Origin of the sequence: Streptomyces sp. NPDC051020, assembly GCF_040683105.1 — a bacterium.
Classification (GTDB): Bacteria; Actinomycetota; Actinomycetes; order Streptomycetales; family Streptomycetaceae; genus Streptomyces.
This window is the reverse complement of the sequence record NZ_JBFBCG010000031.1, coordinates 17380-42099: the sequence shown is the minus strand read 5'-3', so window position 1 is coordinate 42099 and position 24720 is coordinate 17380. Positions and strand designations below refer to the sequence as shown.

Sequence of the window (24720 nt, the reverse complement as noted above, 5' to 3'; positions counted from 1 at the left end):
CCGAGTACGACAGTGCCCCCACCGGACGCATCCGGTGGGGGCACTGTGCTGCGCGGACGTCAGTGCTGCTGGGCCTTGCGGCGGCGCATCACCAGGAAGCCGCCGGCCGCGGCGAGCGCCGCGGCGACCGCCGCCATCGTGCCGACCGGGGCATTGCTTCCGGTCTCGGCGAGGTTGCCGGAGTCGCCACCCTGGGTGGCCGCGGCGCCGGCCGGGGTGCTCTCCGAGGGGGACGGGGTGCCGGACGGCTGCTCGCCGCCGGGAGCGGACGGGCTGCTGGACGGCGTGGCCGTGGGCTGCTTGCCGGGCTTGGTGGGCTCTTCGCCGGGCTTGGTGGGTTCCTCACCGGGCTTGGTGGGCTCTTCGCCGGGCTTGCCCGGCTCGCAGTCGGTCTTGAAGACCTTGTGCTTGGCCTTGCCGTTCTCGCCCTCGAAGTTCCAGAACAGCTTGTACTGGCCGTCGGGCAGGGTCATGTCGGAGGTACGGCCGTGGCCGGAACCATCGAGCGCGAAGGCGCCCGTCTTGACCGTTTCGCCCTTGTCCAGGTCATTGTTGGCCCAGGCCTCGATGTGCCACTGGACCTTCTGGGTGGCGTCGAAGCCGAAGGCGTCGAGGTAGAAGGAGCAGACCTTCGGCTCGTTCCTGCGAAGCTCCTCACCGGTCTTGGCGTCGTGGATCTTCACCGTGCCGTTGTCGCCCTTGGGCGTCGCGGAGGCGGAAGGTGCCAGCAGCAGCGAGGCGGTCACCGCGGTGACCAGAGCGCCGGCGGGAATGAGTATGCGCATATGGGCAGTCCAACGTAGGAGATGAGGGATGCCGTGGGGGGGCGGCTCAGCTTCTCGTGGGGGGATTGGCTCAGCTTCTTGTGGTTGCTTCCGACCGTCAAATTTGATGTGTGCGCATCCGCCCCTGTGCAGGGTTCTGCCCCAATAGTTCCGGATAACGATCAGGCGAACGCGCGGCTCCGGTACGGGAGTCCGCGCCTCGGGGCGTCCTGGGGAAGGGCTCGGAGCGCGGCTCAGAGGGCGATGAACGTCGCCACCAGCAGGGCCGCGCCCACGATCCCGGTTGCCCATGCGGTCCGGGTGAGCCGCAGGCCGCCGCCGATGATCAGGGCGGCGAGCAGCAGTGCGCCGCCGAGCGGTACCCAGGAGTGCAGGAAGCCCGGCACCCCGGTGCGTACGACCTCGTCGGTGCCGGGCTTCACGACGACCGGGAACCTGCCGCCCTTCTTCACCGCGACGGACCGCTCGATCGTCACACGCGAGCGCGCGGTGGCGTGCTCGGCGGGGGCGAACGGTCCCGTGCAGACGTCGGCGCCGCAGCCGGTGACGTTCATCGTGCCGTGCTCACGACCCTTGGCGAGGACGATGTGCTGCGCCGAGGACCAGGACGACAGGACGCCCGCGACGAGCAACAGCAGGACGACGCAGCCCAGGGCGGCGCTGCGGCCGTAGAACAGTGCGCGGTGGGAGGTGCTCCGCTTCATGGGGAGCGATCCTTGGGCAGACGAACGCTTTCGGTCAACTTCACGTCCGACCCTGGTCGGAAATGGTCCAGGATCGCCCTGCTATCTCATGAGTTGTACGCGCTCTGTGCGCGCTCAAGGCCCTCCGCGAGCAGGCATTCCACCGAGTCCGCCGCCCGGTCCACGAAATAGCCGAGCTCCTTGCGCTCGGTGGACGAGAAGTCCTTCAGGACGAAGTCGGCGACCTGCATCCGGCCCGGCGGGCGGCCGATCCCGAACCGGATCCGGTGGTAGTCGGACCCCATCGACTTGGTCATCGACTTGAGCCCGTTGTGCCCGTTGTCGCCGCCGCCCAGCTTCAGCCGGAGCGTCCCGTAGTCGATGTCCAGCTCGTCGTGGATCGCCACGATGTGATCGGTCGGCACCTTGTAGAAGTCGCGCAGCGCGGTGACGGGGCCGCCGGAGAGGTTCATGTACGACATCGGCTTGGCCAGGATCACGCGGCGGTTGGCCGGTCCGGGCGGGCCCATGCGGCCTTCGACGACCTGCGCCTGCGCCTTCTGGGCACGCTTGAACTTCCCGCCGATCCGCTCGGCCAGGAGGTCGGCGACCATGAAGCCGACGTTGTGTCGCTGCGCCGCGTGCTCGGGGCCGGGGTTGCCGAGGCCCACGATGAGCCAGGGTTCGGTGGCGTCGGACATCTGCGCTCGGTCTCCTTCGCGTACGGATGGTTCCGGATGGCCCGGATGCAGGCGGACGGGGCGGCGGTCCCCGGGGAAGGAACCGCCGCCCCGTCAGTGAAGCAGGTGAAGCGGGGTGAACGAGGCTCAGGCCTCGGCGCCCTCGGCCTCGGCGCCCTCGGCGGTCGGCTCCTCGGCCTGCGCGGTGACGACCTGCAGCACGACGGCGTCCTCGTCGCCGGCCAGCACGGAGCCGGCGGGCAGCGGGATGTCCTTGGCGACGATGGAGTCACCGGCGTCGAGGCCCGCGATGGAGACCGTGACGGACTCGGGGATGTGGGTGGCCTCGGCCTCGACGAGCAGGGTGCTCTGCACGTACTCGAGGAGGTTGCCGCCCGGGGCCAGCTCGCCCTCGACGTGCACGGCGATCTCGACGTTGACCTTCTCGCCGCGCTTGACGGTCAGCAGGTCGACGTGCTCGATGTCGCCCTTGAGCGGGTTGCGCTGCACGGCCTTCGGGATGACCAGCGTGTCCTTGCCGTCGAGCTCGAGGCCGATCAGGACGTTGGCGGTGCGGAGCGCAAGGAGCAGCTCGTGGGCCGGCAGGGTGACGTGGACCGGCTCGGCACCGTGGCCGTAGACGACTGCGGGGACCTGGTTGTCACGACGGGCGCGGCGGGCGGCGCCCTTGCCGAACTCGGTACGGGGCTGGGCGGCGAGCTTGATCTCGGCCATGACTGCACTCCTCGTGGGGTGACGAAAACTGGATGGTCACCCGGCCCACGACAGGCCTGCTACGAAGAGCGCGTCGATAACGGACCGCCGTACCCATGAGTACGGCCTCCCTCGCCGAGCAACTCGCTGAGTCTACCCGGCGGGGAGGCCGCACCCAAAGTGGATCTTCTGGGTCAGGTGTTTCTACTGCTCCTCGAAGAGGCTCGTGACCGAGCCGTCCTCGAAGACCTCGCGCACCGCGCGCGCGATCGTCGGCGCGATCGAGAGCACCGTGATCTTGTCGAGCTCCAGCTCACCCGGGGTCGGCAGGGTGTCCGTGAAGACGAACTCGCTGACCTTGGAGTTCTTCAGCCGGTCCGCGGCCGGGCCGGAGAGCACACCGTGCGTCGCCGTCACTATGACGTCCTCGGCGCCGTGCGCGAACAGGGCGTCGGCGGCGGCGCAGATGGTGCCACCGGTGTCGATCATGTCGTCGACCAGGACGCAGACCCGGCCCTTGACGTTGCCGACGACCTCGTGGACGGTCACCTGGTTGGCGACGTCCTTGTCGCGGCGCTTGTGGACGATCGCCAGCGGGGCGTCCAGGCGGTCGCACCAGCGGTCGGCGACGCGCACGCGGCCGGCGTCCGGGGAGACGATCGTCAGCTTCGAGCGGTCGACCTTGGCACCGACGTAGTCGGCGAGGATCGGCAGCGCGAAGAGGTGGTCGACCGGGCCGTCGAAGAAGCCCTGGATCTGGTCGGTGTGCAGGTCGATCGTGAGGATGCGGTCGGCACCCGCGGTCTTCATCAGGTCGGCGACCAGGCGGGCCGAGATCGGCTCGCGGCCACGGTGCTTCTTGTCCTGGCGGGCGTAGCCGTAGAACGGCACGATCACCGTGATGGAGCGGGCCGACGCGCGCTTCAGCGCGTCCAGCATGATCAGCTGCTCCATGATCCACTTGTTGATCGGAGCCGTGTGGCTCTGGATCAGGAAGCAGTCGGCGCCGCGTGCGGACTCCTGGAAGCGGACGTAGATCTCACCGTTGGCGAAATCGAAGGCCTTCGTCGGCACGAGGCCGACACCCAGTTGGTGCGCGACCTCCTCGGCCAGCTCGGGGTGGGCGCGGCCGGAGAAGAGCATCAGTTTCTTCTCGCCGGTCGTCTTGATCCCGGTCACAGCACAGTCTCCTCAGACGTGTTCCTGGCGCTGCACGCATGCGTCCCGATGTGCAACGAGCCAGCCGAAATGGGGTGAGCATCTATCACGGTACGCCGTGCGCGGCGTACCCGTTTCCGGTCAGCTTTCGCTGTCGGTCTCCTCCGCGGCGGCCTGTGCCGCCTGCGCGGCGGCGCTGCCCGGACGCTTGCGGGCCACCCAACCCGCGATATTCCTTTGCTGGCCACGGGCGACGGCCAGTGAACCGGGCGGTACGTCCTTGGTGATGACCGAGCCGGCGGCGGTGTACACGCCGTCCCCGACCGTGACAGGAGCCACAAACATATTGTCCGACCCGGTGCGGCAGTGTGACCCGATCGTCGTGTGGTGCTTCGACACCCCGTCGTAGTTCACGAAGACGCTCGCGGCGCCGATGTTGGTGTGGTCGCCGATGGTCGCGTCGCCGACATAGCTCAGGTGCGGCACCTTCGTGCCCTCGCCGATCGTGGCGTTCTTCATCTCCACGTACGTACCGGCCTTGGCCTTCGGGCCGAGCGTGGTGCCGCGGCGCAGGTACGCGTACGGGCCGACCGTCGCGCCCGGGCCGATCTCCGCCCCGACCGCGACCGTGTTGTCCACGCGGGCGCCCGCGTGGACGGTGGTGTCCGTCAGCCGGCTGTTCGGGCCGACCTCGGCGTCCTCGGCGAGGTGTGTGGTGCCGAGCAACTGGGTGCCGGGGTGCACGATCGCGTCCTGCTCGTACGTCACCGTGGCGTCGATCAGCGTCGTCGCCGGGTCCACGACGGTCACGCCGGCGAGCATCGCCCGCTCCAGCAGCCGCTCGTTCAGCAGGGTGCGGGCCTGGGCGAGCTGGACGCGGTTGTTGATCCCGAGGATCTCGCGGTGGTCGGCAGCGACGGAGGCACCGACGCGGTGCCCGGCCTCACGCAGGATGGACAGCACGTCGGTGAGGTACTCCTCGCCCTGGCTGTTGTCGGCGCGGACCTTGCCGAGGGCGTCCGTGAGCAGCCGTCCGTCGAACGCGAAGACCCCGGAATTGATCTCGCGGATGGCGCGCTGAGCGTCGGTGGCGTCCTTGTGCTCGACGATCTCGGTGACCGCGCCGCTCGCGGCGTCGCGGACGATCCTGCCGTAGCCGGTGGCGTCCGGGACCTCGGCGGTCAGCACGGTGACGGCGTTCGCGTCGGCGGTGTGGACGGCGGCGAGCGCGGTGAGCGTCGCACCGGAGAGCAGCGGGGTGTCGCCGCAGACGACGATCACCGTGCCCTCGACGGTGCCGCCGAGTTCTTCGAGCGCGGTGCGCACGGCGTGGCCGGTCCCGCCCTGGACGGCCTGGTAGGCGGTCCGCACCTGGCTGTCGACGGTCGCGAGGTGTGCGGTGACCTGCTCGCTCGCATGGCCGACGACCACGACGAGGTGCTCGGGGTTCAGCTCGCGCGCGGCGGTGACGACATGCCCGACGAGTGAGCGCCCGGAGATCTCGTGCAGAACCTTCGGGGTCTTCGACTTCATGCGGGTGCCCTCACCCGCTGCGAGGACGATGACGGCTGCCATGGGGGCCTCCCCTGATCGAGCGGCGCCGGGGGCCTGAGGAGGTCCGGCGCACACGGATGTGCCCTTCGGCTTCGGATGGTGGACATCCGCAGGATACCGGGGAGCTACGGGCCGAAACGGGCGCGGGCCCCGACCGTCATGGCCGGGGCCCGCCCGTGCATGCTCCCCTGCCAGGATTCGAACCCGGACAAATGGCACCAAAAGCCACTGTGCTGCCGTTACACCACAGGGGACAGCGAAGCCGATCGACTGGACAGACCGTCAGGTCGTCGACCGGGCAGACAACACTATGCCGTACCGGCGGCCTTCGACGCGACGGTTCATGCGCCCCGGCGAGGCGCGCTGTGATGCGCGTAGCCCGAAAATGAGGTGCGCCCGCCCGTAGGCTGGATGCCATGACCGCAACGGGGGCATACCGGGAAGGCGCAGGAACAACTGCTCGCCGCTATTGGTGGTGGGAACGGCGGCGCAGTGTCGCCCTGGATGTGGGGCTGGCGCTCCTGTCGGCGCTGGAATGCGCACTGGAAGGTGTGGCGTTCGCGGGGGACACCGGGCTGCCGGTGCCCGTCGGGGTGGTGTTCGGCCTGCTCGCCGGGGCCGTTCTGGTGGTGCGGCGGCGCTGGCCGATCGCCGTGGTGCTGGTCGCGATCGCGACGACGCCTGCCGAGATGGGCTTCCTGATGGGCCTGGTCGGCCTCTACACGCTGGCCGCGTCCGACGTACCGCGCCGGATCACCGTGGTGCTGATGGGAATGTCACTGGCCGGGACGTTCATCGTCACGTACGTACGGCTGCGGCAGAGCGTCTCCGTGCATCCCGGGGACTTCGGGCCGGGCGACTGGTATGTACCGCTGACGTCCCTCTTCATGTCGCTGGGCCTCACGGCTCCGCCCGTGCTGTTCGGCCTCTACATAGGGGCGAGGCGCCGGCTGATGGAGAGTCTGCGGGAGCGGGCGGACTCACTGGAACGGGAACTGTCGCTGCTCGCCGACCGGGCCGAGGAACGGGCGGAATGGGCGCGCACGGAGGAGCGGACCCGGATCGCGCGCGAGATGCACGACGTGGTCGCGCACCGGGTCAGCCTGATGGTGGTGCATGCGGCCGCCCTGCAGGCCGTCGCTCCGAAGGACCCGGCGAAGGCGGTACGGAACGCGGCGCTGGTCGGCGACATGGGCCGGCAGGCCCTGACCGAACTGCGGGAGATGCTCGGCGTCCTGCGGACGGGGGATCCGGCGGTGACCCGGGGCGCGAAGGTTCCGCTGGCCGCGGTGGGCGAGGCGGCAGCCGCTGCGGCGGCCGCCGCCTCGGAGGACGGCCCGCGGCTGCACGAGGTGGAGACGCTGGTCGGGCAGTCACGGGCGGCCGGGATGACGGTGGAGCTGTCGGTGGACGGCGAGGCGTGCGCGTACGCCCCCGAGGTGGAACAGACGGCGTACCGGGTGGTGCAGGAGGCCCTGACGAACGTCCACAAGCACGCGGCGGGCGCGAAGACGTGGGTGCGGCTGGCGCACCGGGGCTCGGAAGTCGCGATGCAGGTGGAGAACGGCCCGTCGGACGACGCCGCGACGGACGCGGGGCTGCCGAGCGGCGGCAACGGCCTGGTGGGGATGCGGGAGCGGGTGCTGGGCCTGGGCGGCGTATTCGTCTCGGGCCCGACGGACGCGGGGGGCTTCCGGGTGTCGGCGGTACTCCCGGTCCGCGGGGCCGCGTAACCCGCCTGCGGTCCCGCCCCGTCCGGCGATGCGGACGCGGCGCTCACCCCGTGGGGGATGCGCGGTGCGCAGGCCGGCTTTTCGAGCCCGTCCGGCGATTGCGGTCGGCGCGTTCCCGCCGTCACGGCTGCGGGCCGAGAAAACCGGCAGGTGAAGCCCGCCCGGCGATCGAGGACCGAGCGGTCCCCGGACGCCCCCGGCCCGCCTCACCGCCCCCGCCCCGGAACCCGCTCAGCTCGACGTCAGACGCTCCGGCTGGAACCCGCCGACCAGCGTCGCCAGGGCCTGATCGATGTCCGCGCCCAGGAACCAGTCGCCGGTGTGGTCGATGCTGTACACCCGCCCCTCGGCGTCGATCGCGAGGACCGCCTGCCCGTCCCCCTCCTCGCCCAGCGGGCTGACCTCGGTCTGCAGCGCCCGCCCGAGGTCACCGAGGGTGCGGGCCAGGTGCAGTCCGCTCAGCGGGTCGATCCGCACCGACGCCGGTGCGATCTGCCGGCCCGGCGCGGGCGCCGTGATGTGCAGGCCGCCGAACTCCGCCCACGCCTCCACCGCCGCCGGGAACACCGCGTGCTCGTGTCCGGCCGGCGATGTGTGCGCGCGCAGCGCGTCCGCCCACTCCTCCGCCTGCCGGATGTCCCAGCGTCCCGGCTGCCAGCCCGCGGTCCGCAGGGCGGCGTCGACGGCGGCGGGAAAGCGGGTGGCGGAGGCGCGGTCCGCACGGGTCGCGCGCTCGCTCTGCTGGGGAAGGTCGGTTCGGTCGTGCATCGGCGCGCGATCAGCCCTTCTCGGCGGTGGTCACCGCGCTGGTGGTGGTGAGGTCGACGGGACGGACGCCGAAATGGGCGAGCATCGCCGTGCAGGAGCGGCACGGTGGTGCGTAAGTGCCGTGCATCGGGTCGCCGTCCTCGCGGATCCGACGCGCGGTCAGCCGCGAGTGCTTCAGTGCGCGCCGCGCCTCCCCGCTGGTCAGCGGCTTGCGCTGGGCCCGCTTGGACCGGCCGGTCTCCGCGGCGGTGAGCTGTCGCGAGAGCAGGATCGCCTCGGGGCAGCGGCCGGTGAAGCGTTCGCGCTGCCCGCTGGTGAGCGTGTCGAGGAAGTCCTGGACCAGCGGGTGCAGTACGGGCGGCTGGTCGCCCTTGCCCGCCGTGCAGGTCAGTGTCTCACCGCGGACGGACAGCGCTGCGGCCACGGCCGGCAGGATGCCGTCGCGGCGTTGGTGGAGACGAGGTGTGCTGGGCGTTCCGGTGCTGCTCCAGTCGAGGCGCGGATCCCCGGATGTGACTGATTGTGCTGTGTGCATGGTGCGAATGTCCCTCCCGTGCAATCCCCCCGAGTTGCGGTGACAGCCTGCCAAATGTGCCAGTCGGTGGGGAAGCTGGGTCGGTGAAACGTGTCTGCGTGTCGCGGACAGTGGCCTGACCGACGCTCGTCCGTCACTCAGTTGTGACGGTTCGTGACCGAAGGGGAGCGGATGGCGGAAGTGAACCGGAAGGGAAGCGGAGGGGCGAGACCCCCTGTTGCGCCACCGCATAGGCTGTGCCCGGACCGTCCCCATGGGCAGGTCGGTCCTCACCAGACAGACGCAGCAGGGGGCAACCGCCATGACGACAGGTCGGCTCGGGCAGCAAGCCGCGCCACCGAACGCGGCCTACGCCGGGCAGGTCGTGCACTTCCCGGATCCGGTCCGGGCGTCCCGCCACCCCAGAGGTGTGTGCGTGGACGAGAACGGCTGCCCGGTATTCACGCCGTACGCGCGCGCCGCCGCCGAGATCGCCGAGCCTCCGCAGGGTTTCGGTGTCGATGAGCTGCGGCTCACCGACTACGTCTCGGCCAACGCGGCGCTGGCGGCGAGCGGCCACGAACTGTGGGACACGATTCCGGCGGTCGCCACCCCGCACGGCTGGACCTGGCACCATGTGGCGGGCGGCCGGCGGATGGAGCTCGTCCCGGTCGAGGTCAAGGCACTGCTCCGGCACCACGGTGGTCTCGCGACCACCTCGGTCGACCAGAACAAGCGGGGCACGCGTCCGCTGCAGGAGACCCGGCCCGCGCACTTCCGGCTCCCGAAGGGCGCGGTCGCGGTCAGTGAGCAGCAGATACAGGGCGTCGAGGAGGACCTCGGCTACCGGCTGCCGGGCGCGTACCGCTCGTTCCTGAAGGCGGCCGGCGGCTCGGCCCCGGTCGGTGCGGCGCTCGACGCGGAGCTCGGTCTCCTGGTCGATCAGCCGTTCTTCACGGTGCGTGACGAGGCCGCGGTGAACGACCTGGTGTACGTCAACAAGTGTCAGCGTGACCACCTCACCAAGGACTACCTGGGCGTCGGCTTCGTCCAGGGCGGCCTGCTCGCGGTGAAGGTCCGGGGCAATGGCGTCGGCTCGGTCTGGTTCTGCGCGTACGACGATGCCCGGGACCAGGACGGCTGGAGCGTGCAGGAGCGCGTGGACCGCCTGCTGCTGCCCTGTGGTGCGGACTTCGACGCCTTCCTCCAGCGGCTGGCGGGCAACCCGCCGGAGCTGGAGACCGTGGCGAACCTGATGGTGGACGGCGGCTTCGCGCGGGCCGTCCCGGTGGAGGGGTGAGCGCAATGGTGACCTTTGCGCAGGCGCAGGAGCGCGCGGACGAGTGGGTCAACGCGGACGTGCCCGCGTACCAGCACCGCGAGGTGCGGGTACGCGAGTTCGAGCTGGGCTTCGTGGTGTGGGCCGAGGACCGCGCGGAGGGCCCTGTCTCGGACGGCGGCCGGCAGCGGCTGGTGATCGCCCGCGACAGCGGTGAGGCGACGCTCTGGCCCGGCCTGCCGGTGGGCGAGGTGATCCGGCGGTACGAGGAGGAGTACGGCACGGTCGCCGGGGCCCCGGCCCCGGTGCCGTCGGCGCGTGTCGACCTGAATCAGACGTCATTCCTGCTGAGCCCGCCGGAGTGGCTCCAGGAAGCGGCGGACAAGCTCGGGATACCGGACCGGCGGGCGGAGCGCGACGGGAACCCTCCCCCCGCGCCTTCCGCGCCTCCGGCTCCTTCTGTTCCCGCGCAGGCGGCCCCTTCCGGGACGCCGTCCGGTGAGCCGCCCTGGGAGGGCGCCGGTGCGCAGGACGAGCATGAGCCCACCGCCCCCGACGGCGTTCCGGCCTCCGCGCCGAGCGTGCCCACCGGGGCCACCCCGTGGGCCGGGACCGACACCAACGCGGACTCCGACGACGGGGCGGTCGCGCTGCCGGCCACCGTGTTCGCGCCGCCGCTCTCGGGCGCCGATGACGACGGCACCCCGCCGCCGGTGGTCTCCGCGGAAGCGCCGACCGCGCTGATGTCGGGCGGCAGCCGGCTGCCCAAGACGGCGATCGCCCCCAGCCTGAACCCGCCGGGTCCGGGCGCGCCCGGACCCGGCGCCCCCGTGCCGGGTGCCCCCGGGGCTCCCGGGAGCGGTGACATCGCCGATGCCACCACCAGTAAGGCCACCAGGCCGCCGCGCGGTGCGCGCGGCGGCGGGTCGGCCACTCCGCCGCCGCCCGGCGCCCCCGGCACGCCGGGCGCCAGGCCGGGTGCGCCCGTGCCGCCGCCCTCGGGTCCTGGCGCGCCCGGTGCCCCGGCGGGCGGGTATCTGCCGACGCAGCTCGTCTCGCAGGTCGGCCCGCCCGGTGCACCTCAGCCTCCCGCGCCTCCCGGACAGCCCGCGCCTCCTGGACCTCCCGGACAGCCCGCGCCTCCTGGACCTCCCGCGCCTCCCGGACCTCCTGGGTCGACGCCGCCGCCCGGTGGCGGCTTCGACCACGCCGCGACCATGCTCGCCGAGCCGGGCATGGGTGGCCCGAGCGTGCCCAGGCCCCCTGGCCCGCCCGGCGTCCCCGGCGCCCCGCAGCCTCCCGCCCCGCCCGGACCTCCCGGATCCACCCCACCCCCGCCCGGTGGCGGAGTGCATCAGGCAGCGACGATGTTCGCCGAGCCGGGCATGGGTGGCCCGAGCGTGCCCAGGCCCCCTGGCCCGCCCGGCGTCCCCGGCGCCCCGCAGCCTCCCGCCCCGCCCGGACCTCCCGGGTCGACTCCGCCCCCGCCCGGTGGTGGCGCGCATCATGCGGCCACGATGCTCGCGGGACCTGCCCAGGTCGGCCCGCCCGGCCCGCCCGGGGCCCCCGGCATGCCGCCGGGGGGCGCCCCCAGTCCCGTGCCGCCGAATCCGCACACCCCGCCGCCCCCGGCGTACGGCTATCCGCAGGCGCCGACGGGTCAGCCGACCGTCGGCCCCGGCTACCAGGCCGTGCTGCGCTTCCGTGCGCCCGATGGCAGCGAGCAGCAGCTGATCCGCCGCTCGGCACCCGGCACCCCGCACCCCGAGTGGCAGATGCTGCACGAGCTGCGGGCCATGAACGTGCCGCCGCAGCAGGTCATCGAGCTCCACACCGAGCTGGAGTCCTGCGAGCTGCCGGGTGGCTACTGTGCGCGGATGATTCGGGAGACCTGGCCGCAGGTGCGGATCACCAGCGTCGCCCCGTACGGCACCGATCACGCCAGCCGCCAGCAGGGCATGCAGCATCTGCTCACCCATCAGGGTGAGCTGCACCAGGTCGCGGACGGTCCGGCGCGCCCTGCGCCGGTGCGGGCCCCGCTGCCGCAGATGCCGCCCGCGATGCCGATCCCGCCGGAGGCCATCGCGGAGGAGATGCTGCAGGCCTTCGGACCGCAGGGCGTGCTCCGTTTCGACCAGCGCGCGGTGTCCCGCCAGGGCGTGCCCGAGATCGTGGCGCGGACGCTGGTGTGGGCGGGTCTGCCCGCCGACTTCGGGCCGTTCTTCTGGGCGCAGCCGGGTCAGCCGGTGGTGCCGACGCTGGCTGAGCTGGCCGCGCAGCGGCAAGTGCAGCCGGCCGCCGACGCGGGGTCGTACCTCGTCGTGGGGTCCGACTTCGGGCGGGCGATCTGTGTCCAGTACGGCACGGCGAACATCGTGGCCGTGCCGGTGGAAGCGGGTCCCGGCGGGCAGCCGGTGCCGCCGCAGTTCGTGAACACCGGCCTGCCGGAGTTCACGCGCTCGATGGCGCTCCTCGGCCGGATGTGGCGGCTCCGCTTCGGCCTCAACCCGGAGCAGGCGGGCCGCTGGACGGTCGACTTCCAGGCGCAGCTGGTGGCACTGGACCCGGCGGCGCTCGCGTCGCCGGAGAGCTGGTGGTCGGTGCTGCTGGAGCAGATGTGGGACGGCCTGATCTGACCTGATCCGACCCGACCTGCCGAGCACGAGGCGCCCGGACCCCGCCAGGGGATCCGGGCGCTTTGTTGTCTGTGACACCTGTCGCTTCCCTCCGGGAAACCACCGAATGGATTCGGACTTCTCTGCCATTTGCCGCATCCTTGGCGTATTGCTTGGTGGTCGGAGAGTCGGAGAGAGGCTTCAAGGATGAGTGCTGCACCGGTGTCCGCGTACGGCTTCGTCGTGGTGCGAGGACGTGGCTACCGCCCGGAGCAGGTGGACAGAAGAGTGGCCGATCTGTCGGCGGAGCGGACCGAGGCGTGGGAGAGAGCGTCCCGGCTGACCGCGCTGGCGGAGGAGCTGGAGGCCGAGTCGGCACGGCTGACCGAGGTCGTCGCCACGCTCGCCCCGCAGACGTACGCCTCGCTCGGCGAGCGGGCGCAGGAGATCCTGGCGCTCGCCTACGAGGAGGCGCAGACCGTACGCAGCACCGCGCAGGAGGAGGGGCAGGCGCTGCGGGACGCGGCGGACGCGGCGGCACGCACGTTCCGCGACTCCGCCCGCGCGGACTCCGACGCCATCCGGTCGGCCGCCGGGTCCCACGCCGACGAGACGGTGGCCGCGGCGCAGCACAGCGCCGACTCCATGCTCGCCGCTGCCCGCACGGAAGCCGAAGAGGAGCGCGACCAGGCGGAGGCCGCGATGGCGGAGACCCGCCGCCGTACCGCGAGCGTGCTGGCCGGCCAGGAGCACGAGCACACCGAGCGCTGGAAGACCGCCGAACGCGAACTGGCGGATGCCGAAGCAGCCCAGGCCGCGCGGCACGACGAGCTGATCGACCGGGCGGAGGCCGGGCTGGCCGAGGCGCGTCGGGCCCTGGCGGAGACCGAGGAGGCGGCGCGGCACGGCCAGGAGGACGCCGACGCGCAGGCCGCCGCGCTGATCACGGCGGCCAGGGTGCGCGAGGAGCGGATGGTCCGGGAGACCGAGCGGATCCTGCGGGAGCACGAGGAGGGCCGCGAGGAGGTGCAGGCGCACATGACGCACGTACGCAATTCGCTTGCGGCGCTCACCGGGCGTGTGGCGCCCGCGGGGAACTGATCCGTAGGCCTCCGGAGGCGGTTCAGGCGGCCTGCCTGTCCTTCGCGCTGCGCAGTGCCGCGCGCATGGTGTCGATGGACTCGGCTCTTGTGCGCTCGTCAATGTCGGGTGAGCCGTCGCAGTGGCGGCACTCGCGGCAACTGCCGGGCCGGGCGGCGCGGAAGGCGCGCTCGCAGCCTTCACAGGTTTGCCAGGGCAGGGTATTCGGCCGGTCCGGCGGTGTGGCGGGTACGGCGATGGGCTGTTCCCCGAGACGGTAGGCCAGGATGCGCGACGGGCGGGCCCGGAGCGGGTCGGGGAGATCACGGGTGAGCGCCCGGGTGATCTCCTCGGCACCGACGCCCCGCGCGAGCCACTCGGCGACGGCAGGGGCGAGCTCGGCCACTTCGCGCCGGGACAGGATCAGCCTCGGGTTGACGATGCGCAGCGAGGCGAGGATGACGACGGCTTGCGCATCGGCATCGTCGAGAGAGAGCGGGGGAGGGGCAACGCCGCTGTTCGGGGCGGCAGTTCCGCATCCGGCCTCGACGCTCTCAGGAGCGCTGGATGCGGGAGCTGCGGCGGTGCTTGCCCCGGACTCAGGGGCAGGTGCCGGGGCGTCTTGGGCGTCACCCGTGGACGCGGATCCGGTTTCAGTGTCCGGGGCGGGCATGTCCTCCGCCGTCGAAGGCTTTCGGGGACGCGGCGGCGGAGTGGGCCGGTCTCCCTGGCCGGGCACGTCGTAGAAGTACGTCCGGGTGTGGATCAGGCCGTTGGCCCCGCGCACCCGGCGGCGTTCCAGATATCCGGCGTCCTCCAGCTCCCGGAGTGCCCGCGAGATCAGGATCTCGCCCTCGGTGAAGTGCGCACACAGCGCGGCGACGCTCACGCGGGCGCCGTCCGGCAGCGAGAGGATGTATGCGGCGACGCCGACCGTGACCGCGCTTCCGGGGCGCTGCGCAAGGGCGTTGGTGATCACGGTGAAGTGGGCGGTGAGGCGCGTGCGTACATGAATCACGCCGGAGGTCGGAGCTCCGGCTTCGGCGCGCGGGCGCGCGTTAGACTGCGAATCAGCCATTGGGAAGGTGCTTCTTCCTGGTTGGTCAGGCCCTCGATCGGGATTGCCGTCCCGGCCGGGGGCCGTCTTCATGTGTGAGGTTGTCGCGGCGAACGTAACCGGCCCCGCCCCGCATATGCAACCAAGTCACCCGTGCGGGTGACGAGTTGGGAGGGGAGGGAGGGCAGGTGGTTCTTTCCCCAAGTCCTTTGGGGAGGTCCGTGACCCACCGGCCCCTCGGAGACGAGCCCCCGGTGACACCGGAGCACCGCTCCCGACCGGGCCCCGGCCGGTCCGGACGCGGCCCGGCGAAGCCCCCAGGGTCCGGAAGACGCCTGAGGGGAGTGCCTGAAGATCAGGACGTGGCCCAGGCTTCAGCCCGCCAGCCCGGCAGTTCCTTGTCCAGCCATTCCTCGACGGTCCTCCGCCAGGGATCGGAGGGACTGCTGTCGGCGACATCGGTCCACGCGCCCTCCGCCATGTCAGGGTCGACGAACAGGCTGTCGAGGTAGGCGTCGAAGTCGTCGGCCACCTTCGTGAAGACATGGCTGCCCAGATACCCGGGGAGGGGAACGGAGTGGACGAACGCATGGAGCTGGCCATGAGTGGCCGGGTTCAGATCCAGGAAGAGGGTGTCGCTGCCGCCGTTGCGGGCGATGGGCAGGAGACCGGTCGGGGAGACGTTCTCGGCGAGCCACCCTTCGCGACTGCGCCGGTACTCGCCCATGAGAGTGCCCCAGCCATACTCACCGGCGTCGTCACGGCCCAACTGACAGAGGTCGTCGAAGCCCTGGAGCGGTTCGGGCTCGCAGGCTGAGAGATGGACCGAGTAGGCCAGGTTCCCTCCGCCCGCCACCTCCAAGAAGGAGCGGTACGCCGTCGGCAAGGCCAGTCCGACCTCGCGTTCAAGGGCGTCGAACTCGTCCTGGTCGAATGGCCTGAACGGGCCACCTACCAGGCGGCCCCGATACCAACGAGAGAGCTCCTCGGGCCCGAAGTCGTGGATCAACTGCTACTCACGGCGAACTCGATTCGGTTGTCGGCGACGGTGGCGAGCAGGTCTTCAAGGCGGCAGTCCACAGCGGTGTTGGTGACAGGCTCGAAGTCGGCGACGTTCCGGGCTGTGTCGGCGATGTCTGAGGGGTAGAAGCTCCAGCCCTCGATGCTGCTCCAGCCGGCCTCCATCCGAGCGCGGTTCCCGTCTGGGGACGTCACGCGCAGCCACCCCGTGCACTCGTCGGAGAAGTCGAACGGCAGGAAGGCTGTGCCCCCGGCCGGCCTCAGCTGCTGGACTTGCTCACCCCATTGTTCGAGGAGGCGGGCGAGTTGTCGCGCCACGTCCGCGCCAGCCGTCGGAGTCTCGTCGATGGCGAAGTAAAACGAGTCGCACACGTGCCGCCACACACCGAGTCGCAACTGAAGGTCGTCGTGGATGCCTTGGTCGGTGGTGCGTTTGAGGCGCAGTGCAACACGGTTCACGGCCAAGACTCTAGTTGCGGAACGCGACCCAGCCCAGGGCCCACCGTTGCTGCGCTGTGGGCTCCTGGAGCGAAGCAACCGTGATCAGTAGGCGGGCTGCCGGGCGGCAGCCGGCCTACGCGGCCGGGCAGAAGGCAGGCAGCAAGGTGCACCACGGCTCGGCACAGGAGCTCGAACCAGTGCCGGCTAACGACCGGGGCGGAAGCGCTGGTTCGTCTTCAACTCGCTTATGAACGCGGCCCAGGAGGCCACTCGGAACGCCAGGGCAGGGCCGGTCACGTTCTTGCTGTCACGGACGGGGACGACGCCGGGGAATCCGTCTGCCACCTCCACGCAGTCGCCCCCCTCCTGATTGCTGTAGCTGCTCTTGCGCCAGTCGGCGCCGGTCAGATCGAGACGGGACACTCGCTCCACGGTGGTTGCCCTCCATCACTGATCGGATCATGTCGAGTGACATGAGCGGGGGCAGGGCTACTGCCCGCAGCCGATCGTAGGTCACCGCGAAGCGGCTGACCTCCTCTGGATCCTCGATCAATTGGCCGTAGTGGGCGCCCTCCGTGTAGCCGACTTCCGTGCCGTCCGGCAGCGTCAGAACGGTAAGGGAGCCGCCCATGGCGTCGTGCTCGCCCTGATCGAACGGCAGTACCTGGAGAGTGATGTGCGGTTCTGTTGCGACTTCCAAGAGTCGGATCAACTGGTTTCGCGTGACACCCCAGCCGCCGACGGGACGTCGCAATACGGCTTCGTCGAGAACGACCCACAGATCGGGGCGGTCGGGAGCATCAAGGCGTTCTTGACGTTCCAGCCGGGCCGACAGCCGTTCCGCCAGATGCTCCTCGTTCTTGAGCGATCGCCCAACGCTCAGGACCGCCCGTGCGTATGCCTCGGTCTGCAACAGACCTGGCACCACGTGCGCCGCGTACTGCCGGATCGACACCGCCCGCGCCGAGTGCGCCATAAACGCCCGCGACCAGTCCGGGAATGCCTCCCGATATACGTACGGCCACAGGTCGATCAGCAGGTTGTCCGCTACAAGTGCGGTGTCCAGGGCCCGTGTCAGTTCGAGCGTCGGTTTGGCCCCGGACGAGCGCTCGATCTGGGTGATCCGGGAGCTGACGACGTGTGTCTTCTCGCCCAGTTCGGCCTGGGTCAGCCCCGCTGCCGTACGGAGTTTGCGCACCCGTGAACCGAACAGCGCGGCCATCGAGGACTGGGGATCGATTGCTTTGGCCAAGGCGTCACTTCCGTTCCTTACAGCCTGGAAGGTAAGGCTTCGTCACCTTTCGAGCGTAGGCCCATCGGACGAATCTTGAGTACGGAACGTCACGACCCCCACACGCATGGGGACGTGCGATGGATCGAACCACCGGAATGGATCGCACCATGCTCAGGACAGTGACCCCGCCGGACGAGGACCCGAAGCGGGAATTGGATGGCACTCCACAGCCGCACGGGCAGGCGTCGGCCGTGGCCTCGGCTGCCGAACGGCACCTCATCTCGATGCAGTTCACGTCGTCTCCCCGGGGCGCCCGGCTTGCCCGGCGGACCGCCGTGAGGCACCTGGAACAGTGGGGGTTCCCGCCGAGTTCGGACGCTTCCTGCACCGTTGCCCTGCTGGTCGCGGAACTCGCAGCGAACGCCGTACGTCATGGCCGGGTGCCCGGCCGTGACTTCCTTCTGAGCCTGGTCTACGAAGTGCGGGCGAGCCAGTTCCGTATCGAGGTCTCGGATGCCTGCCCGGACCGGCCGTCCGCCGATCCCGTGGCACCTGCGGACGAGGAGGAGTCGGGGCGTGGACTGTTCCTCGTCGACATCCTTGCCAACCGGTGGGGCTCGGCTCCTCGCACTCCTGTCGGGAAGACGGTGTGGGCGGAATATCACGCGTCAACAACTTGTGTCGTAGAGACCTGACTTACTGATACCAGGGTTACCGGTCGATTCATGGCTCCGCAGCCCGTCACCTCCCTACTGACGGACACGGCCGATGGCGGCGGTGTTCAGCGGCGGGAGGCCGGCGGCGCGCCCGCGAGGATCCACGGCTCCTCCACCTCGTACCGCCGGCGCGCCTCGGCGGAGGTCCGCCGGGGCAGCACCGTGCCCAGCCAGCCCGCCAGGAATCCGGCCGGGATCGAGACGAGGCCGGTCGTGGTGAACGGGAACCAGTTGAAGTCGTGTCCGGGGAAGACCGACCCGGGCGAACCCGACACCAGATTCGTGCCGGTGATCAGCACGAGGGCCGCGACGGTGCCGCCGATGAGGGTGCAGAGCAGCCCGGTACGGGTGAAGCGCCGCCAGAACATGCTGTAGACGAGCGCCGGGGCCAGCGCCGACGCCCCGATGCAGAAGGAGAGCGTCACCAGCGCCTGGAGATTCCAATGCCGGGCCGCCACGGCGAGGACGATGGCGAGCAGCCCGACGCCGGCCGCCGCGGCCTGCGCGGCGCCCATCTCGGTCCGGTCCGCGACCGGCCGCCTGCTCCCGTCGCGCATCCCGTGCACGAACAGGTCGTGGGCCAGCGAGTTCGCACAGGCCAGGATCATTCCGGCGACTGAGGCGAGCAGGGTCAGGAAGATCGCCGTCGTCATCGCCGTGAGCACCAGTGCGCCGATCTTCCCGCTGCCCGCGAGTACACCGCTGACCTGGAGCACCGAACTGTTGCCCTGTGCCCCGGCGGCGACGATGAGGTCGTGGCCGACCAACGCGGCCGCACCGAAACCGATCACGGTGAGCAGCAGAGAGATCCCGACGACCACGGAGACCGCCCAGGACATCGAGCGGCGGACGGCCCGCGCGCTGCGGGCACCCGTCATCCGCATGGTGACGTGCGGCAGCGCGGCGACGCCGAGCACGAGAGTCAGTTCGGAGCTGACCATGTCGAGGCCGCTGCCGCCGAACTGGAGCCCCGACTGCAGATAGGCGGCCCCGGCCCCGCTGCCCCGCTGGGCGGCCGCGAGCAGCGCGGAGACGGACCAGTCGAAGTGGTTCATGACCAGTGCGGAGATGGTGAGACAGGCGACGACGAGAAAAACCGTCTTGATGATCTGGATCAGGGCGGTCCCCTTCATCCCGCCGATCGCCGCGTAACTGATCATCATGATCCCGAGCGCGATGATCGAACCGGTGCGGAAGCCGGAACTGTCGAATCCCAGGATGAAGGCCATCAGATCGCCGCTGCTGGCGAGTTGGACGACCATCAGTGGCAGAAGGGCGGTGAGAGTGACGCCGCAGGAGGTGATCCGGACCGCGCGGCCGGGGGCGCGGCGGGCGAACACGTCGCCCATGGTGAACCGGCCGGCGTTGCGCAGCGGTTCGGCGAGCAGGAACATCAGAAGGACGAGCGAGAGCGAGGTGCTCAGGCCGACCACGAGCCCGTCGTAGCCGGTGAGGGCGACGAGTCCGCTGGCGCCGAAGACGGTCGCCGCGGAGAGGTAGTCCCCCGCGATGGCGAGGCCGTTGCGGACGGGGGAGAGCGAGTGGTAGCCGGTGTAGAACTCGGCGAGGTCGTCGTGGTCGGGGCCGGTCATCACGCAGAGCAGCAGAGTGACGGAGGCGACCGCGATGAACGCCACGAGGGACATCGCCTGCGCTGACTCGTCGATCCAGTTCATCGGGCCGCTCCTGTTCTTCGCAGTGCGGCGGCGAGCGGGTCGACCGTACGCCGTGCGGTCCGCTCGTAGAGGGCGATCGCGAGCAGGGTCACCGGAAGCTGGCAGAGGCCGAGTGCCAGGCCGACGTTGAGTCCGCCGCCGACCGGACGGGACATCAGCCCGGGGGCGAAGCCGGACAGCACCAGGAAGAGCGTGAAGTAGCCGAGTGCGGTCAGGGTCGCGACCCGCCGCAGCACCCGGTACGCGGTGCGTAGCCGGCGCAGATCGCTGTGCCGTCCGGGAGCGGGCAGGGGCGTGCGGATCGGCGTCGGACGGCGGGGCGGGGGCGCCGGCGGCGAACTCTGCCAGGGGAGAAGGAGATCGGGGTCGTACGGGGGGCGGCGCGACGGTTCGACGTGCGGGAGCTCGTACGACATCTGAGTGCTGCTCCTTGCATGGCTCGGGTCCCGGGGCGGACTGCAAGGGAGAGCGCGTGAGCGCTGCTGGGAGCGGGAACACTACTCGCGGGTAGGGCAGTAGGGCAGTGGTTGGCCTGAACTTCACTCTGTGAAAAAGAAGTTGGCTAATTCGGTGATGCTTCGGTGTTGCTTCCAGGTCTGGTTGCGGCACCGGCTCCGGTGTCCTCGGTGAGGATCGGGAAGCGGCGCGGTGCCACGAAGACCAGCACCAGCAGCGCCACGGTCGCGGCCACCGCGGCCCCGACGTACACCTGGTCGACAGCGGCGTCGACGGCCCGCCGCAGATGGTCCGTCGCGGCACCTGAGAGCGCGCCCGGGTCGTCCAGCGCGTGCGAGATCGCGTCCAGGTCGCCCGGCAGCCCGGGGACGGGCGCGTCGGCGAGCCGGGAGGCGAGGACCCCGTTGGCGACGGCACCGAAGAGTGCGGCGCCCAGACTCTGGCCGACCTGGCGGCAGAACAGTACGGAAGCCGTCGTCGTACCGCGTTCGGACCATCCGACCGTCGACTGGACCCCGATGATCAGCGGGCTGTCTCACCCGCTGCCGGGCAGGGCCTCGGGAACGGTCCGTGGGCAACCCGGGGGTGGACCCCTGAGATCCGGCTCCACCCGGGGGCTGAGACCCCTAGGGGTAGCTCCTTATTTCTGTCCAGGGGCGGTTCCTCCCGGCGGAGGACGTCGGGCCGAGGGCCCGTTCCTTAACGTGTTCCTACAGCGCGAATGCGGGTGACCGCAGGGGGCGGGGTGGGGAAAACCCCACCGCAAGACTGCGCTGGGCACCAGCGCGCCGGACCACGTCCGGACACGAGACTTGAGTACGAACACGGCGCCGCCCGTTCAGGGAGCGGCGCCCATCTCGAATCGACGTCCTGACCCAGGACGTCTTCACCGATTGAGGAGAATCACCGTGACAACGGCTGTAACCATTCCCAGGCACGGGGGCACTGGAAAGCGTACGGCCGTCGCTGCGCGGGCGCGGCAGGTCGTCAAGGCGTACGGCGCCGGGGAGACCAGGGTCGTCGCGCTCGACCATGTCGATGTGGACATCGCCCGCGGGCAGTTCACCGCGATCATGGGCCCGTCCGGTTCCGGCAAGTCGACCCTGATGCACTGCCTGGCCGGACTGGACACCGTGAGCTCGGGCGAGATCTACCTCGACGAAACCGAGATCACCCAGCTCAAGGACAAGAAGCTCACTCAGCTCCGCCGGGACCGGATCGGCTTCATCTTCCAGGCGTTCAACCTGCTCCCGACGCTCAACGCGCTGGAGAACATCACGCTGCCGATGGACATCGCGGGCCGCAAGCCCGACGCCGGCTGGCTGCGCCAGGTCGTGGAGACGGTCGGTCTCGCCGAGCGGCTGAAGCACCGGCCCACCGAGCTCTCCGGCGGCCAGCAGCAGCGCGTCGCGGTGGCCAGGGCGCTCGCCGCCCGGCCGGAGATCATCTTCGGTGACGAGCCCACCGGGAACCTGGACTCGCGGGCCGGCGCCGAGGTGCTGAGCTTCCTGCGCAAGTCCGTCGACGAGCTGGGACAGACCATCGTCATGGTCACCCACGACCCGGTCGCCGCCTCCTACGCGGACCGGGTGCTGTATCTCGCCGATGGACGCATCGTCGACGAGATGCACAACCCGACGGCCGACCAGGTCCTCGACCGCATGAAGGACTTCGACGCGCGCGGGCGGACGTCATGACCGTGTGGAAGACATCGAGGCGCAACTTCTTCGCGCACAAGGGACGCATGGCGCTCTCCGCCGTCGCGGTCCTGCTGTCGGTGGCGTTCGTGTGCGGCACCCTCGTCTTCACCGACACCATGAACACCACGTTCGACAAGCTCTTCGCCGCCACCTCCGCCGACGTCACCGTCAGCCCCAAGGCCGCGGGAGAGGTCGACGAACTGCCGGAGAACGGCAAGCCCGTTTCGCTGCCCGCCGCCGCCGTCGAGCGGGCCGGGAAGGCGGATGGGGTGAAGACCGCCGAGGGCGCGGTCTCCAGCATGTCCGTCACCGTCGTCGACAGCCACAACGAGAACATGGGCTCCTCGACCGGCGCCCCGACGATCGCGGGCAACTGGACGCAGAACGAGCTGCGTTCCATGGAGATCACCTCCGGCCACGCACCGCGCGGTCCGACCGAGGTCATGGTCGACGCCGGCACCGCGGACAAGCACCACCTGAAGATCGGTGACGAGCTGCGCACCATCGCCGTCACCGGCGACATCAGGGCGAGGATCAGCGGTATCGCCTCCTTCAAGGTCACCAACCCGGGCGCGGCCGTCGTCTACCTCGACACCGCTACCGCGCAGGTCAAGCTGCTCGGCAAGCCCGATGTCTTCACCCACATCTCCGTCACCGCCAAGCCCGGTGTCAGCGATGAGCAGTTGAAGAAGAATGTCGCCGCCGCCCTCGGTGACAGCGCCGCGTACAAGCTCCAGACCCAGCAGGAGGCCGCGGACTCCAACAAGGACTCCATGGGCTCATCCCTCGACGTGATGAAGTACGCGATGCTCGGCTTCGCCGGGATCGCCTTCCTCGTCGGCATCTTCCTCATCGTCAACACCTTCTCGATGCTGGTGGCCCAGCGCACCCGCGAGATCGGCCTGATGCGGGCCATCGGCTCCAGCCGCAAGCAGGTCAACCGGTCGGTCCTGATCGAGTCGCTGTTCCTCGGCTTCGTCGGTTCCGTCCTCGGTGTCGGCGCCGGAATCGGTGTCGCGGTCGGACTGATGAAGCTCATGAACTCCATGGGCATGAACCTGTCCACCGAGGACCTCACGATCGCCTGGACGACCCCGGTGCTCGGGCTGGTGCTCGGCGTCATCGTCACCGTCGTCGCCGCGTACGTCCCGGCCCGCCGGGCCGGGAAGATCTCCCCGATGGCCGCCCTGCGCGACGCCGGAACCCCGGCGGACGGCCGCGCGGGCCGGATCCGGGCCGCGATCGGCCTGGTCCTCACCCTTGCCGGTGGCGCCGCGCTCCTCGCTGCGACGCGGGCCGACAAGTCGGGCGAAGGCTCGCTCTTCCTCGGCGTGGGCGTGGTCTTCACCCTGATCGGCTTCATCGTGATCGGCCCGCTGCTGGCCGGCTTCGTGGTCCGGGTGCTCAGCACGGTGGTGCTGCGGATGTTCGGCCCGGTCGGACGGATGGCCGAGCGCAACGCGCTGCGCAACCCGCGGCGTACCGGAGCCACCGGAGCGGCCCTGATGATCGGCCTCGCGCTGGTCGCCTGCCTCTCGGTCGTCGGTTCATCGATGGTCGCCTCGCTGACCGAGGAGCTCGACAAGTCGGTCGGCGCGGACTTCATCGTCCAGCCGAGCGGCAACCGACAGCCGATCGTGCCGCAGGCCGCGAAGGCCCTGGAGGCCGCCCCGGGCGTCGAGCACGTCACCGACTACAAAGTCGTCGACGCCAAGCTCACCGCACCGGACGGTTCGACCGAGGACAAGGTCCTGGCCGCCGTCGAGCCCACGTACCGGGACGACGTCCGTCGCGAGACGGTCTCCGGCAAGCTGGCGGACGCCTACGGCAAGGACGCCATGTCGGTGGGCGACGCGTACGCCACCCGGCACAAGATCGAGGTCGGCGATCGGATCACCGTCGCGTTCAAGGACGGCGAGACGGCGAAGCTGAAGGTCGCCGCGATCACCTCGGACGACACGAACGTCGACAAGGGCGCGATGTACACCAACGTCACGACCGCGGAGACGTACGTCCCTGCCGACAAGATGCCGAAGAACATGATCATGTTCGCCAAGGCGCAGGACGGCAAGGAGAAGGAGGCGTACGCCGCCCTCAAGGACGCCCTCGCCCCGTACCCGCAGTACACCGTGCAGAACCAGGCCGACTTCAAGCAGGACCTGAAGGACCAGATGGGCAATCTGCTGAACATCGTCTACGGCCTGCTGGCGCTCGCGATCATCGTCGCGGTGCTCGGTGTGGTGAACACTCTGGCCCTGTCGGTGGTCGAGCGGACCCGTGAGATCGGCCTGATGCGCGCCATCGGCCTCTCCCGCCGCCAGCTGCGCCGCATGATCCGCCTGGAGTCGGTGGTCATCGCCCTCTTCGGCGCCCTCCTCGGCCTCGGCCTGGGCATGGGCTGGGGCACGGCGGCCCAGAAGCTGCTGGCCCTGGAGGGCATCGGCGTCCTGGAGATCCCGTGGCCGACGATCCTCACGGTCTTCGTCGGCTCGGCCCTCGTCGGCTTGTTCGCCGCCCTGGTCCCGGCGTTCCGGGCGGGCCGGATGAACGTGCTGAACGCGATCGCGACGGATTAGACCGGCCGGTCTGAGTACCGGCACCGTGAAGAGGCCCGTGGACCGAGAGGTTCCACGGGCTTCGTCGCCGGACCCGTCCGATCCGTGTGCCGCAGGACGGTGGCGGAGGCCGACGTAGGATGACTGATCCGGCCCCGGGGTGTTCCTCCAAACACCCCGGGGCCGGACGCGTACCCGCTCTCGCCCGGGGAACGCATGTCCACCTTCGTCGGGTGCGGCGTGCCGGCGGCCACCGACGGTCAGCGGTCGGATCCGCCCCGCTGAGCCGGATTGCGGGCGCG

Annotated in this window: 22 protein-coding genes, 1 tRNA gene and 1 pseudogene; 7 read left to right on the top strand and 17 right to left on the bottom strand. The window is 70.5% G+C overall.

Annotation, left to right across the window (positions count from 1 at the left end; all coding sequences use genetic code 11):
• Positions 1-59: 59 nt before the first annotated feature.
• From AB0N06_RS18660 to AB0N06_RS18630, 7 genes are all read right to left on the bottom strand, one after another.
• Positions 60-785, bottom strand: a complete 726-nt coding sequence (locus AB0N06_RS18660; RefSeq protein WP_366135766.1) for an LPXTG cell wall anchor domain-containing protein — start codon at positions 783-785, stop codon at positions 60-62.
• 233 nt (positions 786-1018) lie between these two features.
• Entirely contained in the window at positions 1019-1489 is a 471-nt protein-coding gene (locus tag AB0N06_RS18655; protein WP_366135764.1) for a hypothetical protein, read from the bottom strand.
• An 86-nt stretch (positions 1490-1575) separates the two neighbouring features.
• Entirely contained in the window at positions 1576-2169 is a 594-nt protein-coding gene (gene pth, locus AB0N06_RS18650; protein ID WP_358857553.1) for an aminoacyl-tRNA hydrolase, read from the bottom strand.
• A 126-nt stretch (positions 2170-2295) separates the two neighbouring features.
• Positions 2296-2883: a 50S ribosomal protein L25/general stress protein Ctc gene (locus tag AB0N06_RS18645; RefSeq protein WP_366135763.1), complete on the bottom strand. Its 588-nt coding sequence runs from the start codon at positions 2881-2883 to the stop codon at positions 2296-2298.
• A gap of 183 nt (positions 2884-3066) precedes the next feature.
• Complete coding sequence (locus AB0N06_RS18640) at positions 3067-4041, bottom strand: ribose-phosphate diphosphokinase (protein WP_366135762.1); 975 nt, start codon at positions 4039-4041, stop codon at positions 3067-3069.
• Positions 4042-4161: 120 nt separating this feature from the next.
• Positions 4162-5595: a bifunctional UDP-N-acetylglucosamine diphosphorylase/glucosamine-1-phosphate N-acetyltransferase GlmU gene (gene glmU, locus AB0N06_RS18635; RefSeq protein WP_366135761.1), complete on the bottom strand. Its 1434-nt coding sequence runs from the start codon at positions 5593-5595 to the stop codon at positions 4162-4164.
• 162 nt (positions 5596-5757) lie between these two features.
• Positions 5758-5828: transfer RNA gene (locus AB0N06_RS18630), tRNA-Gln, on the bottom strand.
• A gap of 162 nt (positions 5829-5990) precedes the next feature.
• Between AB0N06_RS18630 and AB0N06_RS18625 the strand changes: the two genes are divergently transcribed.
• A complete protein-coding gene (locus AB0N06_RS18625) occupies positions 5991-7307 on the top strand; it encodes a histidine kinase (RefSeq protein WP_366135759.1) in 1317 nt (438 codons plus the stop codon).
• 231 nt (positions 7308-7538) lie between these two features.
• On the opposite strand, the gene AB0N06_RS18620 is transcribed toward AB0N06_RS18625, so the two are convergent.
• Both AB0N06_RS18620 and AB0N06_RS18615 read right to left on the bottom strand, forming a co-directional pair.
• Positions 7539-8075, bottom strand: a complete 537-nt coding sequence (locus AB0N06_RS18620) for an SUKH-3 domain-containing protein (RefSeq protein WP_366135758.1) — start codon at positions 8073-8075, stop codon at positions 7539-7541.
• Positions 8076-8085: 10 nt separating this feature from the next.
• Complete coding sequence (locus tag AB0N06_RS18615) at positions 8086-8610, bottom strand: YwqJ-related putative deaminase (RefSeq protein ID WP_366135757.1); 525 nt, start codon at positions 8608-8610, stop codon at positions 8086-8088.
• A gap of 301 nt (positions 8611-8911) precedes the next feature.
• On the opposite strand from AB0N06_RS18615, the gene AB0N06_RS18610 reads away from it, so the two are divergent.
• The 3 genes from AB0N06_RS18610 to AB0N06_RS18600 all read left to right on the top strand — a co-directional run bounded on the left by AB0N06_RS18610 (position 8912) and on the right by AB0N06_RS18600 (position 13584).
• Positions 8912-9889 carry an SMI1/KNR4 family protein gene (locus AB0N06_RS18610; RefSeq protein ID WP_366135756.1) on the top strand — a complete coding sequence of 326 codons (978 nt, stop codon included), beginning with the start codon at positions 8912-8914 and terminating at the stop codon, positions 9887-9889.
• 5 nt (positions 9890-9894) lie between these two features.
• Positions 9895-12504 (top strand): SUKH-4 family immunity protein, encoded by a 2610-nt coding sequence (locus tag AB0N06_RS18605; RefSeq protein ID WP_366135755.1) that lies wholly within the window; start codon positions 9895-9897, stop codon positions 12502-12504.
• A gap of 186 nt (positions 12505-12690) precedes the next feature.
• Positions 12691-13584, top strand: coding sequence for a cellulose-binding protein (locus tag AB0N06_RS18600; RefSeq protein WP_366135754.1), 894 nt, complete (start codon positions 12691-12693; stop codon positions 13582-13584).
• A gap of 22 nt (positions 13585-13606) precedes the next feature.
• Here AB0N06_RS18600 and AB0N06_RS18595 read toward each other — a convergent pair whose 3' ends face one another.
• From AB0N06_RS18595 to AB0N06_RS18575, 5 genes are all read right to left on the bottom strand, one after another.
• The gene (locus AB0N06_RS18595; RefSeq protein WP_366135753.1) at positions 13607-14641 is read right to left on the bottom strand and encodes a hypothetical protein; all 1035 of its coding nucleotides are present in this window, start codon (positions 14639-14641) and stop codon (positions 13607-13609) included.
• A gap of 334 nt (positions 14642-14975) precedes the next feature.
• Positions 14976-15629: an SMI1/KNR4 family protein gene (locus AB0N06_RS18590; protein WP_366135752.1), complete on the bottom strand. Its 654-nt coding sequence runs from the start codon at positions 15627-15629 to the stop codon at positions 14976-14978.
• Positions 15626-16099: a hypothetical protein gene (locus tag AB0N06_RS18585; RefSeq protein ID WP_366135751.1), complete on the bottom strand. Its 474-nt coding sequence runs from the start codon at positions 16097-16099 to the stop codon at positions 15626-15628. Before AB0N06_RS18585 ends, AB0N06_RS18590 begins: the two co-directional genes overlap by 4 nt.
• A 186-nt stretch (positions 16100-16285) precedes the next feature.
• Positions 16286-16426, bottom strand: coding sequence for a DUF397 domain-containing protein (locus AB0N06_RS18580; RefSeq protein WP_366135810.1), 141 nt, complete (start codon positions 16424-16426; stop codon positions 16286-16288).
• Entirely contained in the window at positions 16389-17303 is a 915-nt protein-coding gene (locus AB0N06_RS18575; RefSeq protein WP_366135750.1) for a helix-turn-helix transcriptional regulator, read from the bottom strand. The genes AB0N06_RS18580 and AB0N06_RS18575 overlap by 38 nt, the downstream gene beginning before the upstream one ends.
• A gap of 296 nt (positions 17304-17599) precedes the next feature.
• Between AB0N06_RS18575 and AB0N06_RS18570 the strand changes: the two genes are divergently transcribed.
• Complete coding sequence (locus tag AB0N06_RS18570; protein ID WP_366135809.1) at positions 17600-18010, top strand: ATP-binding protein; 411 nt, start codon at positions 17600-17602, stop codon at positions 18008-18010.
• An 86-nt stretch (positions 18011-18096) separates the two neighbouring features.
• On the opposite strand, the gene AB0N06_RS18565 is transcribed toward AB0N06_RS18570, so the two are convergent.
• The 3 genes and pseudogenes from AB0N06_RS18565 to AB0N06_RS18555 form a co-directional block, all read right to left on the bottom strand.
• Positions 18097-19707 carry a cation acetate symporter gene (locus AB0N06_RS18565; RefSeq protein WP_366135749.1) on the bottom strand — a complete coding sequence of 537 codons (1611 nt, stop codon included), beginning with the start codon at positions 19705-19707 and terminating at the stop codon, positions 18097-18099.
• Positions 19704-20123, bottom strand: a complete 420-nt coding sequence (locus tag AB0N06_RS18560) for a DUF485 domain-containing protein (protein WP_366135748.1) — start codon at positions 20121-20123, stop codon at positions 19704-19706. The genes AB0N06_RS18565 and AB0N06_RS18560 overlap by 4 nt, the downstream gene beginning before the upstream one ends.
• Before the next feature lie 146 nt (positions 20124-20269).
• Positions 20270-20692, bottom strand: a pseudogene (locus AB0N06_RS18555) (MFS transporter); the annotation flags it as partial.
• A 379-nt stretch (positions 20693-21071) separates the two neighbouring features.
• Between AB0N06_RS18555 and AB0N06_RS18550 the strand changes: the two are divergent.
• Together AB0N06_RS18550 and AB0N06_RS18545 are read left to right on the top strand one after the other, a co-directional pair.
• Positions 21072-21860, top strand: a complete 789-nt coding sequence (locus AB0N06_RS18550) for an ABC transporter ATP-binding protein (protein WP_366135747.1) — start codon at positions 21072-21074, stop codon at positions 21858-21860.
• Positions 21857-24439: an FtsX-like permease family protein gene (locus AB0N06_RS18545; protein ID WP_366135746.1), complete on the top strand. Its 2583-nt coding sequence runs from the start codon at positions 21857-21859 to the stop codon at positions 24437-24439. Before AB0N06_RS18550 ends, AB0N06_RS18545 begins: the two co-directional genes overlap by 4 nt.
• The last annotated feature ends 281 nt before the right edge of the window (positions 24440-24720 follow it).